The 14094-nt window shown below is 64.3% G+C and carries 22 protein-coding genes; 15 read left to right on the plus strand and 7 right to left on the minus strand.

Translation table 11 applies throughout. From position 1 onward, the window contains the following. Positions 1–38: 38 nt before the first annotated feature. The 3 genes from ACIBO2_RS54120 to ACIBO2_RS54130 all read right to left on the minus strand — a co-directional run bounded on the left by ACIBO2_RS54120 (position 39) and on the right by ACIBO2_RS54130 (position 1329). Entirely contained in the window at positions 39–245 is a 207-nt protein-coding gene (locus ACIBO2_RS54120) for a cold-shock protein (RefSeq protein WP_357649055.1), read from the minus strand. Positions 246–703: 458 nt separating this feature from the next. Continuing rightward, the gene (locus ACIBO2_RS54125; protein ID WP_358558265.1) at positions 704–1096 is read right to left on the minus strand and encodes a type II toxin-antitoxin system VapC family toxin; all 393 of its coding nucleotides are present in this window, start codon (positions 1094–1096) and stop codon (positions 704–706) included. Continuing rightward, positions 1096–1329 (minus strand): hypothetical protein, encoded by a 234-nt coding sequence (locus ACIBO2_RS54130; RefSeq protein WP_358558268.1) that lies wholly within the window; start codon positions 1327–1329, stop codon positions 1096–1098. The genes ACIBO2_RS54125 and ACIBO2_RS54130 overlap by 1 nt, the downstream gene beginning before the upstream one ends. A 357-nt stretch (positions 1330–1686) precedes the next feature. Here ACIBO2_RS54130 and ACIBO2_RS54135 point away from each other — a divergent pair, with 357 nt between their 5' ends. The 5 genes from ACIBO2_RS54135 (at position 1687) to ACIBO2_RS54155 (ending at position 5420) form a co-directional block, all read left to right on the plus strand. Further along, complete coding sequence (locus ACIBO2_RS54135) at positions 1687–1947, plus strand: CopG family transcriptional regulator (RefSeq protein WP_358558271.1); 261 nt, start codon at positions 1687–1689, stop codon at positions 1945–1947. Then, positions 1944–2357, plus strand: a complete 414-nt coding sequence (locus tag ACIBO2_RS54140; protein WP_358558274.1) for a PIN domain-containing protein — start codon at positions 1944–1946, stop codon at positions 2355–2357. Before ACIBO2_RS54135 ends, ACIBO2_RS54140 begins: the two co-directional genes overlap by 4 nt. Positions 2358–3601: 1244 nt before the next feature. Continuing rightward, entirely contained in the window at positions 3602–4243 is a 642-nt protein-coding gene (locus tag ACIBO2_RS54145; protein WP_358553321.1) for an RICIN domain-containing protein, read from the plus strand. A 203-nt stretch (positions 4244–4446) separates the two neighbouring features. Beyond that, positions 4447–4911 (plus strand): tyrosine-type recombinase/integrase, encoded by a 465-nt coding sequence (locus ACIBO2_RS54150; protein WP_358553319.1) that lies wholly within the window; start codon positions 4447–4449, stop codon positions 4909–4911. A 374-nt stretch (positions 4912–5285) separates the two neighbouring features. Beyond that, positions 5286–5420, plus strand: coding sequence for a zinc finger domain-containing protein (locus tag ACIBO2_RS54155; protein WP_397304968.1), 135 nt, complete (start codon positions 5286–5288; stop codon positions 5418–5420). Here ACIBO2_RS54155 and ACIBO2_RS54160 read toward each other — a convergent pair. After that, complete coding sequence (locus tag ACIBO2_RS54160; RefSeq protein WP_397304969.1) at positions 5368–6561, minus strand: MFS transporter; 1194 nt, start codon at positions 6559–6561, stop codon at positions 5368–5370. The genes ACIBO2_RS54155 and ACIBO2_RS54160 overlap by 53 nt on opposite strands. A 97-nt stretch (positions 6562–6658) precedes the next feature. Here ACIBO2_RS54160 and ACIBO2_RS54165 point away from each other — a divergent pair, with 97 nt between their 5' ends. The 4 genes from ACIBO2_RS54165 (at position 6659) to ACIBO2_RS54180 (ending at position 9093) form a co-directional block, all read left to right on the plus strand. After that, positions 6659–7561 (plus strand): LysR family transcriptional regulator, encoded by a 903-nt coding sequence (locus ACIBO2_RS54165; protein ID WP_358553317.1) that lies wholly within the window; start codon positions 6659–6661, stop codon positions 7559–7561. A 34-nt stretch (positions 7562–7595) separates the two neighbouring features. Beyond that, positions 7596–7772 carry a helix-turn-helix domain-containing protein gene (locus tag ACIBO2_RS54170; protein WP_358553325.1) on the plus strand — a complete coding sequence of 59 codons (177 nt, stop codon included), beginning with the start codon at positions 7596–7598 and terminating at the stop codon, positions 7770–7772. A 283-nt stretch (positions 7773–8055) separates the two neighbouring features. Then, the gene (locus ACIBO2_RS54175) at positions 8056–8340 is read left to right on the plus strand and encodes a hypothetical protein (RefSeq protein WP_358553315.1); all 285 of its coding nucleotides are present in this window, start codon (positions 8056–8058) and stop codon (positions 8338–8340) included. Between the two features lie 225 nt (positions 8341–8565). Next, the gene (locus ACIBO2_RS54180) at positions 8566–9093 is read left to right on the plus strand and encodes an EF-hand domain-containing protein (protein WP_358553313.1); all 528 of its coding nucleotides are present in this window, start codon (positions 8566–8568) and stop codon (positions 9091–9093) included. A gap of 104 nt (positions 9094–9197) precedes the next feature. Here ACIBO2_RS54180 and ACIBO2_RS54185 read toward each other — a convergent pair whose 3' ends face one another. Then, entirely contained in the window at positions 9198–9341 is a 144-nt protein-coding gene (locus ACIBO2_RS54185; protein WP_358553311.1) for a hypothetical protein, read from the minus strand. Positions 9342–9484: 143 nt separating this feature from the next. Here ACIBO2_RS54185 and ACIBO2_RS54190 point away from each other — a divergent pair, with 143 nt between their 5' ends. After that, positions 9485–9790, plus strand: coding sequence for a hypothetical protein (locus tag ACIBO2_RS54190; RefSeq protein WP_358553309.1), 306 nt, complete (start codon positions 9485–9487; stop codon positions 9788–9790). Positions 9791–9868: 78 nt separating this feature from the next. Here ACIBO2_RS54190 and ACIBO2_RS54195 read toward each other — a convergent pair whose 3' ends face one another. Continuing rightward, a complete protein-coding gene (locus ACIBO2_RS54195) occupies positions 9869–10237 on the minus strand; it encodes a DUF5615 family PIN-like protein (RefSeq protein ID WP_358553307.1) in 369 nt (122 codons plus the stop codon). Then, complete coding sequence (locus ACIBO2_RS54200; RefSeq protein WP_358185534.1) at positions 10234–10464, minus strand: DUF433 domain-containing protein; 231 nt, start codon at positions 10462–10464, stop codon at positions 10234–10236. The genes ACIBO2_RS54195 and ACIBO2_RS54200 overlap by 4 nt, the downstream gene beginning before the upstream one ends. Before the next feature lie 363 nt (positions 10465–10827). Here ACIBO2_RS54200 and ACIBO2_RS54205 point away from each other — a divergent pair, with 363 nt between their 5' ends. From ACIBO2_RS54205 to ACIBO2_RS54225, 5 genes are all read left to right on the plus strand, one after another. Further along, entirely contained in the window at positions 10828–11040 is a 213-nt protein-coding gene (locus ACIBO2_RS54205; RefSeq protein WP_219529428.1) for a hypothetical protein, read from the plus strand. After that, positions 11033–11473 (plus strand): type II toxin-antitoxin system VapC family toxin, encoded by a 441-nt coding sequence (locus tag ACIBO2_RS54210; RefSeq protein ID WP_358553305.1) that lies wholly within the window; start codon positions 11033–11035, stop codon positions 11471–11473. Before ACIBO2_RS54205 ends, ACIBO2_RS54210 begins: the two co-directional genes overlap by 8 nt. Positions 11474–12033: 560 nt before the next feature. Continuing rightward, a complete protein-coding gene (locus ACIBO2_RS54215) occupies positions 12034–12372 on the plus strand; it encodes a hypothetical protein (RefSeq protein WP_397304970.1) in 339 nt (112 codons plus the stop codon). A 178-nt stretch (positions 12373–12550) separates the two neighbouring features. Then, positions 12551–13288 carry a tyrosine-type recombinase/integrase gene (locus ACIBO2_RS54220; protein ID WP_397304971.1) on the plus strand — a complete coding sequence of 246 codons (738 nt, stop codon included), beginning with the start codon at positions 12551–12553 and terminating at the stop codon, positions 13286–13288. Positions 13289–13572: 284 nt separating this feature from the next. Beyond that, the gene (locus tag ACIBO2_RS54225) at positions 13573–13974 is read left to right on the plus strand and encodes a hypothetical protein (protein ID WP_397304972.1); all 402 of its coding nucleotides are present in this window, start codon (positions 13573–13575) and stop codon (positions 13972–13974) included. Positions 13975–14094: the final 120 nt, after the last annotated feature.

Consider the following 14094-nt stretch of genomic DNA (forward strand, 5'->3'; position numbering starts at 1 on the left):
CCATGCCGATGCGGGCCCCACTTAAGGCATGCGCCATGTCAGGCGGGAACGATGTTCTCCGCCTGCGGGCCCTTCTGGCCCTGGACGACGTCGAAGGCCACCTTCTGGCCCTCGGTCAGCTCACGGTAGCCGCCGTTGGCAACGATGTTGGAGTAGTGGGCGAAGACATCGGCGCCGCCGCCGTCCTGCGCGATGAAGCCGAAGCCCTTTTCCGAGTTGAACCACTTCACGGTTCCGGATGCCATATCGATCTCCTTCTGATGGTTGCAGATACGGGATCCGCACGTTGCGGATCCTGTGTCGCTTTGATGAGCCCATCCGGAGACGACCGGCAAACAAAAAACGCACCTGAAGATCATGCTCGTTCAGGTGCGCACAAGTCTTTATGGGTACCACAACTGCAACCTGCGAAGCGTAGCACACATCTTGCCGCAGCTTGGCCGAGAGAGACGCCGCAGAGTGGGATGCCATGCCGGAAGTTGGCCGTCCCATCCCCCGGGTCGAGCGCCCATTTCAGGCCATCACCGATGGAGTCCGGCGCGCTCGTTGCTTGGAGGTCGCGCACGTGCACCGCATCGTGACCGGCCTTCGTCAGCAGTTCGATCCGGAGCGGCCGGGCTGTCGGAGCCGCTTTGCTCACGCGACGTCTCAGGTATTCGCGGCCAGGCGCCCCGCCAGGAGATCCCGGCGGTGAAGAGACGTCTCAGGCAGGCATGTCGATGGTCAGTCCGGCTGTCTGGGCAGCATCGGCCAGTCGTTTGTCGTACGTGACAAATGAAGTGAGCCGGGAGCGGATGCGGAGAGCGGTTGCCAGGTGGATAGCGTCCAGGCTCCGTACGATCATCGGTTTCACAGTCTGGGCCAGGATGCGAATGCCGGCGTCCAGTTCCACCAGGTCGATCAAGTCGAGGACCAGGTGAAGTCGGGTGACGGCTTCTGGGGCGTAGCGTGCCAGGGCCCGTGATGACTCGATCTCCAGCAAAACCGAACTCGTCCATCCGGTCTCTGCCCGTTCGTCGAGCCAGTCGCGCAATGCCTGCGACTCAGCCTCGGCGTGGGCGAGTTTCACGACGGCGGCCGAGTCGAGATAGATCATCAGCGTTCGTTCTCGCGGCCGTGGGCGATCTCCGCGGCAATGTCGATGCCGTCCGGTTCGCCGAGCGGCATACGCAGGACAGCGCGCCGCATAGCGACAGCGCGCTCCTTACGAAGGGCGGCTTCCAGCACGGCTTGGCGGATAGCCGCCGAGCGTGAGCTGCCGTCATGGGTGAGAATATCCAGGGCGTGCTCAGTCTCCGGGTCGCTGCGGATGGTGATGGTGTCAGCCATGCAGCCACCGTAAGACGCTTTGTCTTACGAGACAAGTACTGGCCTGCCTTCCCCTCCGCGGCACCCGTCCAGCCCGGAAAAAGATCTTGATTCCTCGGCGTGGACATACATCGGGGACTTTAAGCGAAGGCAGAGGTGACACGCCGTTGAAAACCCCTGCAGAAAAGCGGATATCACTGCTCTCCGGCCGAGCGCTCCGAGCATGCGTGACGGCGCGGTTCTTCCCAGGGCCGCGCGACGCAGCGGGCACGTCTGGCGGACGCTGCGAGGGGGCGCAGGAGATCGATCAGCTCTTGTCAATGCACAACTCAACTCACCGCCAGCGACCTCGGGAGGATGAGAGGTAGGATAGAGAGCATGAGCGAGCCTACTGGCAAGTATTCGATCACCATGCCGCGTGATATCGCCGAGGCAGCCCGATCCCGGAGCGGCCCTTCCGGCCTGTCCGCCTATGTCGCCGCCGCCGTCGCCCGCCAGATCGAACGCGACAACCTCAGCGAACTCATCCAAGTCGCCGAGGCCGAGCACGGCCCCATCACCGACGAGGAGGTCCAGGCACTGCGCGACCAACTCCACCAGGCCCGGCGAGGACAGGCCAGTGGTGGGACGGCCGCGTGACCCGTTCTCCCGCCTCTCCCGGCGGCACCCTCGTCCTCGACAGCGAAGGACTGGCCAAGGCCGTCCTGCGCGACCGTACGGTCACCGCATGGCTTGCTCTCGCCCGTGCTGACGACTTCCGCGTCATCACCTCTGCCGCCACCCTCGTCGAGGTGGTCCACCCTCGCGTCAACCGGCCGGCTCTGGAGTGGACGCTGTCCCGCCTCGTCATCGAGCCGGTCACCGAACGAATCGCCCGCCACGCCGCCACACTCTTGTCCGACGCCGGCCTGCACGGGCACAAGTACGCCATCGATGCCATGCTCAGCGCCACCGCCCTCGCTGCCCCAGGCCCCGTCACGGTCCTCACCTCCGACCCCGAGGACCTCGCCGTACTGTGCGGTGCACGCGTAACTGTCATCAAGGTTTGAGTGATGCCCCGTCCTGCCGTTCCGCCAGGGTGATCATGAACCTAGTGGCACGCAGAGATCAACGACATCAGGAAACATCAAAGCCCAGGTCCCGAATCCATCGGTCTATCCGGGTTTTCACAGTGAGAGCGGGCGGCGGGAATCGAACCCGCGCTGTCAGCTGGGAAGTCTTTCGAGATCATGCACTCTGATCAGGGGAAACGCCGACGTGGGCGTACGTGAATCGAGTGCCGCTAAGTCCCGTGACTCCCCGATGATCGCCGACCGTACGGGCACGCAACGGGCACGAGGCTTCGAATGGCGTCGGATCAGAAGTGGATCGCTCTTCCTTGGCCCGAAGACGCGCTGACCTGCGGGTGATCGCTCGAAGCCTCTCGGCTGTAGCAAGGTCATTCCGAGCATTTTCCGGATCTTGTTCTCGTCAGAGTGCCACGTACAAATACGATCGGCGAGTGATCGTACGCTGCGTTCGAATCATCAGCCCGCAGGGCGAGCCCATGGATGCCTATCCGGGCGTGCATGTAGGTGGGCGATACGTTGTCCTGGAAATGTACTCGGACGCAGAGGTTTACTACATCCGCATCCTTGGCGATGCCGGCGAGAGCCCCGGCCCCCTCTGGGACCCGTCGATGTTCGAAACCGTAGATTCGCGGATCCCCACGTGCTGGAGGATGACACTTGAAGATGGCCGCCTTCGCGCGGCACCTTTGAGTTGGCACCGAGCTGGTTTCTGGAGCGACTACTTCGACCGAGACTCTCGAGCGATGGCTGACTTTGAGGAAGGCAAAGCACTGACGCTCGCCGAGTCAACCTCTCTTTAGCCTGTCTGCCGGACCCTGCCTAGACCGCTGTTGTCCAGCTCACCGCAAGCCCCCTCAAGTCAACAGCGTCGTGGCTATTCGCCTGTTCACTTGGATGCGAACTCGCGCTGTCAGCTTGGGAACCGACTACTGAGCTTGGTGTCCTGAGCGAGGAGAACGGAGGTCCTGGTCAGAACCCGACGAGTGGCCGTGAGCGACCCTGAATGACCTTGACCTGCCGTTCGTTCTGGCACGCATCTGGCACGGGGATCAGCTCTCCGACCTGGGGTTGAAACGCACTGCGCGCACCCCGTCCGCCTCGGCCCCATTAGGACCCGCCGATCTTGAGCACTTCCCCCTCCCTGAGCTGGAGATCCACTCCAGAGGCGATTGTTGACTCGGCACTACAGACCCTCGGGCGACGCGTGCGTGTAGCGGTTGAACGTGGTCGAGGTCGACGAAGCGGGTATCCGGCCTGGCCTTGCCCGAATCACTGCCATACCCGCGATATACCGCCCCTCGCTAGCGTCAGCGGCGTCAACAACCCGCATGTGGCAGACGCTTCTTGCTGCCCAACCGGCAGCATCCAAAATCGCCGCGATATCCCCAAGGAGAACGATGGATTCCCGTGCCATCATCCGAGCCGCAGCAGTGGCAGCAGCTGTGATCACCATGACTGTCGCCACACCGGCTGCCGCCGAACGGCAATCGGGATCGTCGCAGCTGTCCAGCAAGTTAACGTTCCCGGAAATTAAGCACGTGCAGAGCGGTAAGTGCCTCGCCGCGAGCGTCTCCCTAGGCGTCAAACTCAGAGACTGCAACGGAACCGACTACCAGAGGTGGTACACGGAGTCGACGATGAATGGTGTGACCATCGTTCACCTGCAGAGCCGCAAGTGCCTCGACGGGAGCGTCGAGAAGGGCATCAGACTCGTCGACTGCAGGGGAAACTTGTACCAGCGGTGGTACACGTACGATTCGGGCACTGTTCCGAATCTGCAGAACGGTAAGTGCCTCGCCGCGAGCGTCTCCCTAGGCGTCAAACTCAGAGACTGCAACGGAACCAACTACCAGAAGTGGTCCTGACCAGGGTCATGTGGATCAGTGCGGGCGTGCGCGGGCCGCGCGGCGGCGCGGAGCGTGGCCTTGACGTCGGCCAAGGCATACCGCCTAATGCGTGGCGTCCTCAACACCGCCGTTGAGGACGAGCTGAGCAAGAAGGATCCGCGCAAGATCAAGAATGCTGGGGTGGAGCGACCGGAGGAACAGCCCGTGCTGACCGTGCCCAGGTGTTCGCGCTTGCTTCAGCCGTGCCGCCTCGCTTCCGTGCCCTGGTGCTCCTCGCGACTTTCGGCGGTCCGAGGTGGGGTGAGCCGACGGCTCTGCGGCGGCACACCCTTGACCTCGACGCGCGGGCGGTCAGGATCGAGGAATCGGTCGCCGAGATGAAGACGGGCGAGCTCGTGACGGGACGCCCCAAGACCGATGCGGGCGTGCGGGTCGTGTCGCTGCCGGAGGTCATCATCAGCGACCTGGCGTGGCACCTTCGGCGCTTCAGCCAGGCCAAACCTGATGGCCTGGCCTTCGTCGGCGAGCACGGCGCTCACCTCCGGTGTAGCGCCTTCACGCATTTCTGGGCCAAGGCGATCAAGAAGGCGAACGTCCCGGCAATTCACGTTCACGATCTTCGTCGGGTGACGGGAATCGAACCCGTGCTCTCAGCTTGGGAACTCTTTCAAGATCACAAAAGGTGAAAACAAGGGGCGTGCTGAACTGGGCCGATGCCGGTCGAGCGACCGTGCGTTCCCACGACTCCCCGTTGATCGCCGTCCGAACGGGCACGCAGTGGGCACGCCTGGCGGACGCCGCGGGGGCCAAGATCTTGGCATGCTCACTCGGACTCAGAGGTGCCGGGCCTGCCGTGCGAAGGGCCGGCGGTCGTTGCGTAAGAGCCGCGCCGACAGTGAACGCCTATCGAGAGTGCGGCTGTCACTCCGCCGAAGGTCGCTTGCTTGAGTGCTCGAGGAGCGCCGCGTAATGGCAATCATCATGGGCTGCGTCAGCCCGCACGTCGCCCCTCCGAAGCCGTACGCCCACCGGCTGGAATAGCTTCCCGCCCGGCCACAACATGGCGATCGTGGTGCTGTACCTGATCGGCGGGCACGACCTGCGCTACTCCCGCTGCGGCACCCCGATCAGGCGCGTTCCTTTCATGAAGCGGTCGTCCTACCCCTGCCCGAGATGCCAGCGGCGGCCGCGCTGACCACGGCGAGCGCCGCTCCCACCCACATCACCGCGGATATCGACGCTCCGTCCACGACCCGGCCGCCGATGAATGAGCCGAGCGCGATGGAGACGTTGAAGGCGCCGACGAAGAGCGCCGTGCCCATTTCGCCGCCGCCCGACCGCATGATCCAGAGCTGCAGGGTCACTCCTACGCCGCCGTAGCCCAGGCCCCACACCACGAGCACGATCAGGGGCAGGCCGATCAGGGGCAGCGCCGCCGTGGAGAGTGCCATGAGCACGGCCAGCGTGACCAGGACCGGCTTGGGGTTCCTGGCCGCCCATGCGCCAGCCGCGAAGTTGCCGGCCACGCCCGCGGCGCCGTACATGAGGAGGGCGGCGCTGACGAGGGCGGGACCGGCGTGCGAGACCTGCTCCAGGAACGGCCGGACGTAGGTGTAGGCCGCGAAGTGGCCGGACACGATCAAGACGGTGAGGACCAGGACGATCTTGAGCGGGCCGGAGAGCCGCACGAGCCGCCCCTCCGACGCGCGAGCCGTGGCCTCCCGGGGCAACGGCTCGGACGCGCGGGCTCGGGGATCGCCGGGTAGGGGCGGTAGGGTGATAGCGAGTAGCGCGAGTAGGGCCAGGGCCAGCACCCCCATGGCGATGAACGCGGTCCGCCACCCCGCGAACGACGAGATGAACGTCGCCACGGGCACCCCCAATACCGACGCCACCGACACCCCGGCCAAGATGATCGACGTGGCTCGCCCGACGGACCCTTCGGGCACCAGTCGCAGGCCGAGTCCGGCCGCGAAGGCCCAGAACCCGCCGATGCTTACCCCGGTCAGCACCCGGGCGGCCAGCATGACGGGGTAGTTCGGCGCGAACGCGCCCGCGAGATTGGCCACCGCCAGCAGTGCCATCAGCCCCAGTAGCGTGACGCGCCGGTCGAGCCGTCGGGTGGTGATCGCCAGCACGGGCGCGGAGACGGCGGCGACCAGTCCGGGCGCCGACATCATCAGCCCGGCCATCCCGTCGGAGACACCGAGGGTGGCGGCGATCGAGGTCAGCAGGCCAACGGGCAGCATCTCGCTGGTCACGATGGTGAAGGTGCCCACCGCGACCGAAAACACGGCGAACCAGCGCGCCCGGGTGGCGGCAGAAACATCAGTCATGGTCATGAATGCCAGCTTTCTGCCGGCCACCAGCGGGAACAATGGCGGAAGTCGAAGGCTTGGTTTAGGTGGACTAAGCGATCCGATGGAGGTGGGGATGGAATTCAGGGAGCTGGAGTGCTTCGTCGTACTCAGTGAGGAGCTGCACTTCGCGCGTACAGCCGAGCGTCTCTACCTGTCACCTGGCCGGGTGAGCCAGCTCATGCGCTCGCTGGAGACCAGGCTCGGCGGCCGGCTCTTCCACCGGACCAGCAGGCGCGTGCGCCTCACGCCCCTGGGCGAACGTTTCCTGGCTGATCTGCGCCCCTCCTACGACGGCCTCGCGAACGCGGTCAGCCGGGCCAAGGCGGCAGCCCGCGAGGTGACAGGCGTGATCAGGCTCGGCTTTTTCGCCACCCCCACAGACGTCGTCATCGGCAGCGTGCGTGCCTTCGAGCGCCAGTACCCGGAGTGCGAGGTCGAGCTGGTGGAGATCCCGCTCTCCGACCCTTTTGGCAAGTTGCGGGTCGGGCAGGTGGACATCGCGTTCACGCTGCTCCCGGTGGACGAGCCCGATCTGGCTACGAGCGAAGGGCTGAACCGGGTCTCGTACCAGCTCGGCCTCTCCTCGCGCCACTCGTGGGCCGCTCGTGCGAGTATCGGCGCGGAGGAGCTGGCCGACCTGTCCCTGATCGGCCTGGACGGCCCGGCTCCGCGCGCGTGGCGCGAGCGTGTGACACCGTCCGCAACCCCTTCCGGCCGGCCCATTCCCCTGGCCGGTACGGTGGCCACCAGCCAGGAGGGTCTGACTCAGGTGGCGCTCAACCGGGGCGGCATGTTGTTCTGCACTCCGACGGCGGCTCACCACGGGCGCCCGGACGTCCGCTTCGTTCCCGTCGCGGGGTTGCCTCCCTCGATCCTCGGCCTGGCTTGGGTGAAGGCGGCGGAGACTGCGGCGATCCGTGCGTTCAACGAAGCGGCTGTCGGGCACGCACTCGGGGCAGCGGCCCTGGTGGCATAAGACATAGCGGGCAACAAAGTGCCGCGAAGCGTACATCCGCGGATTTCAGCTCGCCGAGTTCCGTCAGGCCGCCAGTGTCACCCAGGCTGAACTCGCCAACACCTTGGGAGTCAACCAAGCTCGCGTCTCCAAGATTGAACACGGCGAGGTATCCGGCATCGACGTCGTGCGAGAGTACATCGCCGCGATCGGGGGCACTTGGATCTCGTAGCTGCACTCGGCGACCGAACCTGGAAAGTCGCCTGAGGGGGCGCGCCGATCTGCGGCCAAGTAGTTCAGAGCTTCGACGGCCCCGACACGAGCCCCTACCTGGGCTTTCCCATGAGAGCGGGTGACGGGAATCGAACCCGCGCTGTCAGCTTGGGAACTGCAAGGATCTCGGCTCGTAGGGGCGCTGACCTGCGACTGGGGACGGTCCTGAGTGACCGTGGTTGACCCCTCGTTACTCTCCTTAATGGCACGCTAATGGCACGACCTTAGGCGAGGATGTGGGGATGAACGAGCAGGTCGCGGCCGAGCTCGCCGAGGAGTATCTGGCCCGCTGGCGTCGCGTTGCCATCTACGCGGAGCTTGCCGTCATGGAAGAGAACGGGGACAAGGACTGGGAGAACATCGTCGGGCGGGACGGCAACGAGTACAAGGTCCTCACCTACGTCGTTCGCGACGCCGACGAACACCTCCGAATGATCGTGGCAGTGAGCGATAGACGACGCCGGTCAACCGACGCTCCATTTACACGTGACCAGATAATCCGATCGGACGGCACCTACGTCGAGTAGCGCAGGTCGCCCACCCCGCCCGCCTGATCATCCGCAACGTCTGCCGTCGACCCGCGGCGGCCGGGGCGATTCTCTGGTCCTTGTTAACCCGGTCCTTCGGATGACGATTTCCTACGTCACGAACCAGAGCCTCCACGCTAAGTAACAGATTCGTCACTTAAATGAGTATGGTCGCGATTAGTGATCTCTCGAAAACATTGAGTCTCCCGAAGAGCGGAGGCGGATGTGGCCAGCGAGTTCCAGCGTAGAAAGGTCGGCAGAGTCTTCCGGGCAATGGATGTGGACGGCGACGGCCGACTGACCCAGGCCGACTTCCAGGCGCTCGCCCATCGCTGGATGGCCGTCGGGGGATCCGTCGACCCAGAGCGACTGGCCTCCATCATGACCGGTTGGTGGCCGGTACTCCGAGCCGCCTCCGACCCCGGCGGCGACGACGCCGTCTCCCTCGACGAGGTGCTTCGCGTCGTGGAAAGACTCGGTGACATGACCGACGCGGTCTCCGGCACTGCCGACGCGATGTTCGAGGCCATCGACCTCAACGGCGACGGCCTCATCTCCTGTTCGGAATACGGCGCGCTCATCGAGACGTGGAACGGGGCGCCCTCAGCGACCGATGAGATCTTCCCGCGCCTCGACCTGGACGATGACGGCCACCTCACCCGCGAGGAGTTCCGCATCCACTGGACAGAGTTCTGGGCCGGCGACGACCCGGACGCTCCCGGAACCTACGTATTCGGCGCGCTGGTCGAATAGCCCGAAGGTGGCGTCATCAGTGAGGCCGTGGAGCGCACCGAACGCCGGGGCGTTCCGCTATGGCAGGACTTTGTCGCAGGTAGAGGGTGCGACACTGCGCAGGTTCAGCTCCGGCCGTTGTTCCACGCCGTGTCGTCGATGGCGACGCGCGGCCCGATCAGGCCGATGATCAGATATCCCGCAAGCCGCCACAGGACATTCCGCTCCTCCGGGGCGTCATCCTCGCCCCCGGCGAACTCCAGGACCAACGTCTGGTCCTTGCCGAGGCGCCGAGGATCGGGAGATGATTCTCGGACCGCCCAAGTTCAAGGCCGGCAAGCGCGTGATCGGTATCCCGGAGGCCCATCCTGCCGGAGTTGCGCGAACGTGCGCGCCGCGATGATCTATCAGCATGCGGTGCGCGGGGCGGACCCAGGCCATCACGCAAGCGCTCGACAAGCACCTGATCGGGAACGAACGGGCACGCGGTGACGGCGAGGACGACCCGCTTGGCGTACTGGTACGCTGGGTGATCACCGACCCTAAAACACGCCAATGGCACGAGAAGCTCAACAAGCTCGAGCAAGATCAAGGCTCAGATCCTGAAAATGCCGGTTGGCCTGGGCTTTCTGTGGATCGGGTGACGGGAATCGAACCCGCGCTGTCAGCTTGGGAATTGCAGGGATCTTGGCTCGTAGAGCCGCTGAGCTGCGGCTGAGGCCGGTCGTGAGTGACCGTGGTTGACCCCTCGTCACCGCCCTTAATGGCACGCTAATGGCACGACGGTCAAGTGCTCTCAACGGAGCGGGAGTGCTCGCACTCTGATGCCCGCTGGGGCGAAGGCCACGATCGCACCCGTAGACAGGTGAGGTTCGAGGACATCAAGGTGGTTAAGGATGATATTCACCAGCTCAGGCGGTCGAAGCTCAAGGATCTCCCGCACGAGCACGACCGAAGGCTTGGTGGTACGGGCCTGAGCCAAAAGCGCGCCGAAGTCCGTATCCGCCGAGACGATGACCCGGTTGTCCGCCATGGCAAGGGCCATGATCGTGGAGTCCGGCGCACTCGTTGCTTGGAGGTCGCGCACGTGCACCGCATCGTGACCGGCTTTCGCCAGCAGTTCAGCGACGCGCGGTGAGAGGTTCTCATCGATCAGGAAGTTCACGCCGGCTCTCGGAGGCGGTAGAAGTGGACGTTCGTGGAGGCCGCTGCGTACTCCAGCCCCTGCTTGATGTCCTCGCGTTCGAGGTCGGGGTAGTCCGACAAGATCTCATCGAAGGTCCATCCGGCCGCGACGAGCCGTACCACCGTCTCCACGGTGATGCGCAGCCCTCGGATGGTCGGTTTACCTTCGAGCTTGTCGAGCTCGACAGTGATCCGATCGAAGTTCATGGTGTCTCCCCTCCATCTCGATACTGCCAGCTCGCATCTGTGCTAGCGACCGCGATACCGCAGCGACATGAAGAGGGATGAGGAAGTTTAAGGCAACCGACAAGCACCAGGGGTCCGGCTGAGTTTCTGTGGAGCGGGTGGCGGGAATCGAACCCGCGCTATCAGCTTGGGAACTCTTTCAAGATTACGTAGGCTGAGCTGGGGCAACGCTGACCTGGGCGTATGCCGGTCAAGTGACCGCGAGTCCCCCTGAGTCTCCGCAGATCGCTCTGTGAACGGGCACGCAACGGGCACGGACACCGGTCTGCCTCGCCCTGCACAAACGGCCAGGGAGGCGAGCATGGCGAGGCGTAGACTGCGACCATGAGCGCGATGCGTGAAGAGTTGCATGCTCTGGTCGATCGGCTTCCGGATGATCGTGTCCAGCCGGTTCTCGCACTTGTCCGCGAGAACCTTGAGACGGCTGGTCGGCGTGAGCGAGCGCTGGCCATTATGGAGCGGGTTCAGGAGCGGATGCGCGGTGTGACAGGCGTCGACGAGGAGCTGGACCGTCTCCGGGAAGGCGCGCGTGGCTGACGCGTACGTCGTGGACACCGGTGTGTTCCTACGGTGGTTCGTCGATCAATCTGGCTTCGAGCACGCCCGCCAGATCCGGGACGACTTCCTGCACGGCCGGGTAAGACTGGAGACAGCGGACTTCGCGCGGATTGAGGTTGCCGGAGTGTTGCGAAAGAAGGGTCTGCTCGCGGGTCGGCTATCTGCAGATGAGTTCATCGCGGCCGTTCGGATCATTGATGAGCTCGGCGTCCGAGTCTATCCCGTGGACGCCGACCGGTTGGAGCGGGCCGCCGCCCTGGCGGTGCGGTTGACGTTGCGCATGTATGACGCCGTCTTCGCACAGCTTGCTCTCGATCGAGAGATTCCGCTGCTGACCACCGACGCGAAACTCCACCGGGCGCTTGATGGCGTCGTCGAGACCGAACTCCTTAACGACGCAAGCTCTCAGTGACCATCGCTGAGCGGTGGGACTGAACGCTGTTACACGAACACTGGAGCGGGTGACGGGAATCGAACCCGCGCTGTCAGCTTGGGAACCGGCTACTGATCTTGGTGTCCTGAGCGGGGAGAACGGGACTCCTGGTCAGACCGCGACGAGTGGCCGTGAGTGGCCCTGAATGACCTTGACCTGCCGTTCGTTCTGGCACGCATCTGGCACGAGTATCAGCTCTCCGACCTGGGATTGAAACGCACTGCGCGCACCCCGCCCGCCTCGGCCCCATTAGGACCCGCCGATCTTGAGCACTTCCCCATCCCTGAGCCGGAGATCCACTCCAGAGGCGATTGTTGACTCGGCACTACAGACCCTCGGGCGACGCGTGCGTGTAGCGGTTGAGCGTGGTCGAGGTCGACGAAGCGGGTATCCGGCCTGGCCTTGCTCGAATCACTGCCATACCCGCGATATACCGCCCCTCGCTAGCGTTGGCCGTGTCAACAACCCGCATGTGGCGGGCGTTTCTTGCTGCCCAACCGGCAGCATCCAAAATCGCCGCGATATCCCCAAGGAGAACGATGGATTCCCGTGCCTTCATCCGAGCCGCAGCTGTGGCGGCAGCTGTGCTCACCATGACTGTCGCCACACCGGCCGCCGCCGCTCCGGCGGCCAACGCCGCGCCCTCCTGCGTCAATGTCCAGCATGGGAGGACCTTCTACGAGGAGACCGCCTTCGGAAAGTACTATGACCACTGGGTGAAGATCACGAACAACTGCGCCAGCAAGAAGAAGCTCAAGGTGGACTGGAGGGGGGCCTTTATGCCCGACTCGAAGTGCACCACGATCAACAAGGGCAAGAGCGCAGAATTCACCAAGAGCGGCAAGTGGGACGCCTACGCCGGGTGGTACGGCTGCTGAGCTGACCCGTAGGGCATTCAGCTCCTCACCGGGTTCTGGCGGAGAACGCCAGCCCAGCCCGGTAGAAGACCACACCGAAGCTCACTGATGCCCCGCTTTCGATGCATGCGAGGTCAAGGTCGCTCACATTCGGAAGTGGCGCAAGCAGCTCCTGGACGGCGGGGTTGGACCGATCACCGTGGCTAAGGCATACCGGCTCCTGAAGGCCATCTTCAACACGGCCGTGGAGGATGGGTTGATCAAGGCCAACCCCTGCACGATCAAGAAGGCAGGTAAGGAAGACTCACCCGAGCGGCCCGTACTGACCATGAAGCAGGTCTTCACCCTGGCCGACGCCATCGAACCGCGGTTCCGCATGCTGATCCTGCTGGCGACCTTCGCCAGTCTGCGGTGGGGTGAACTGGCCGCACTCCAGCGGAAGAACCTCGACCTGGAGGCGGGGACGATCCGCATCGTCGGGACCACAACCGAGCTCAAGGACGGCTCGGTGACCATCGGGCCGCCCAAGTCGGAAGCGGGCAAGCGTCTCGTCAGCATCCCGGCGACGCTGCTGCCCGATCTGCGAGCGCATATGGAGACGTACGCCGAGAAGGGCGAGCACGGGCACGTCTTCGTCGGCCCCAAGGGTGCCAAGCTCCGGCGTGCGAACTTCACCCGCGTCTGGGTGGCGGCGCTCAAGAAGGCGATGCTCAGCGGATTCCACTTTCATGATCTTCGTCACACCGGAAACACCCTCGCGGCCCAGTCCGGCGCGACTCTCCGGGACCTCATGACCCGCATGGGCTACGCGTCCACCCGAGCCGCGTTGATCTACCAGCACACCGCGATGGAGCGTGATCGGGCCATCGCCGACGCTCTCGGCAAGCTCGCCGAAGAAGCCCTGAAGGATCAAGATCAAGACGGATCGGGCACGTAACGGGCACGGAAGATCGAAAGCCGCCGCAAAAACGATCAAAGCCAGGTCGGGAATTCATCCCTGACCTGGCTTTTCGCTGTGAGAGCGGGTGACGGGAATCGAACCCGCGCTGTCAGCTTGGGAATTGCATGGATCTTGGCTTGTAGGGGCGTTGACCTGCGGCTGAGGACGGTCATGAGTGACCGTGGTTGACCCCTCGTCACCGCCCTTAATGGCACGCTAATGGCACGACGATCAGCCTTCGACCTGGCATGACCTGAGAGCTGACCCCTAGCGTATGCGCCGTGAGAGTCGAACACAGCGCAACGCTTCGGATCAGGAGCAGGGTGCACAGCCCCGCCGAAATATCCCGGGCATTAGGCGTGCAGCCTTCAGAGATCACTCATTCTGGCGATTGGCAGCTCGAAGCTTCCGCTCAGGGCAACGAGGCATCGCTAGAAGAACTCGTCAGGGCAGTGACTGGCCCCCTGCTTGGGGCTGGAGACAAGCTCGCCGCACTGGCCAGTCAGGGGGCAATGATCGAGCTGCACCTTACTCGGGAACTGCTCGGGCCGGGAGCGGGCGCTCTGTGCTTCATGTTGGACTCCCCTGTGATCAAACTTCTGGCGAAGGTCGGCGCCGAAGTGTGGATCGACGAGTACGACGAGGTCGACTGGGAGCGCGATGCGCATACGCCGTCCGCCTGATCATCCCGTCTGCCGTCGACCCGCCCGAAGGGGAAGCGGGCCAGGGCCACGGGGACAAGGTGGAGCCCCCAACTGGAGGAACGACCTTGGCCCCGTGGCCCTGGTCTGCTCGGCTTGTCC

Source organism: Nonomuraea sp. NPDC050022 (genome assembly GCF_044460705.1).
Lineage (GTDB): Bacteria > Actinomycetota > Actinomycetes > Streptosporangiales > Streptosporangiaceae > Nonomuraea.

Excerpts from the sequence above, each read along its gene's own strand:
- ACIBO2_RS54120 (WP_357649055.1), bottom strand. The coding sequence starts at position 245 with ATGGCATCCGGAACCGTGAAGTGGTTCAACTCGGAAAAGGGCTTCGGC.
- ACIBO2_RS54125 (WP_358558265.1), bottom strand. The coding sequence starts at position 1,096 with ATGATCTATCTCGACTCGGCCGCCGTCGTGAAACTCGCCCACGCCGAG.
- ACIBO2_RS54130 (WP_358558268.1), bottom strand. The coding sequence starts at position 1,329 with ATGGCTGACACCATCACCATCCGCAGCGACCCGGAGACTGAGCACGCC.
- ACIBO2_RS54135 (WP_358558271.1), top strand. The coding sequence starts at position 1,687 with ATGAGCGAGCCTACTGGCAAGTATTCGATCACCATGCCGCGTGATATC.
- ACIBO2_RS54155 (WP_397304968.1), top strand. The coding sequence starts at position 5,286 with ATGGCGATCGTGGTGCTGTACCTGATCGGCGGGCACGACCTGCGCTAC.
- ACIBO2_RS54160 (WP_397304969.1), bottom strand. The coding sequence starts at position 6,561 with ATGACTGATGTTTCTGCCGCCACCCGGGCGCGCTGGTTCGCCGTGTTT.
- ACIBO2_RS54165 (WP_358553317.1), top strand. The coding sequence starts at position 6,659 with ATGGAATTCAGGGAGCTGGAGTGCTTCGTCGTACTCAGTGAGGAGCTG.
- ACIBO2_RS54175 (WP_358553315.1), top strand. The coding sequence starts at position 8,056 with ATGAACGAGCAGGTCGCGGCCGAGCTCGCCGAGGAGTATCTGGCCCGC.
- ACIBO2_RS54190 (WP_358553309.1), top strand. The coding sequence starts at position 9,485 with ATGCGGTGCGCGGGGCGGACCCAGGCCATCACGCAAGCGCTCGACAAG.
- ACIBO2_RS54200 (WP_358185534.1), bottom strand. The coding sequence starts at position 10,464 with ATGAACTTCGATCGGATCACTGTCGAGCTCGACAAGCTCGAAGGTAAA.
- ACIBO2_RS54205 (WP_219529428.1), top strand. The coding sequence starts at position 10,828 with ATGAGCGCGATGCGTGAAGAGTTGCATGCTCTGGTCGATCGGCTTCCG.
- ACIBO2_RS54215 (WP_397304970.1), top strand. The coding sequence starts at position 12,034 with ATGGATTCCCGTGCCTTCATCCGAGCCGCAGCTGTGGCGGCAGCTGTG.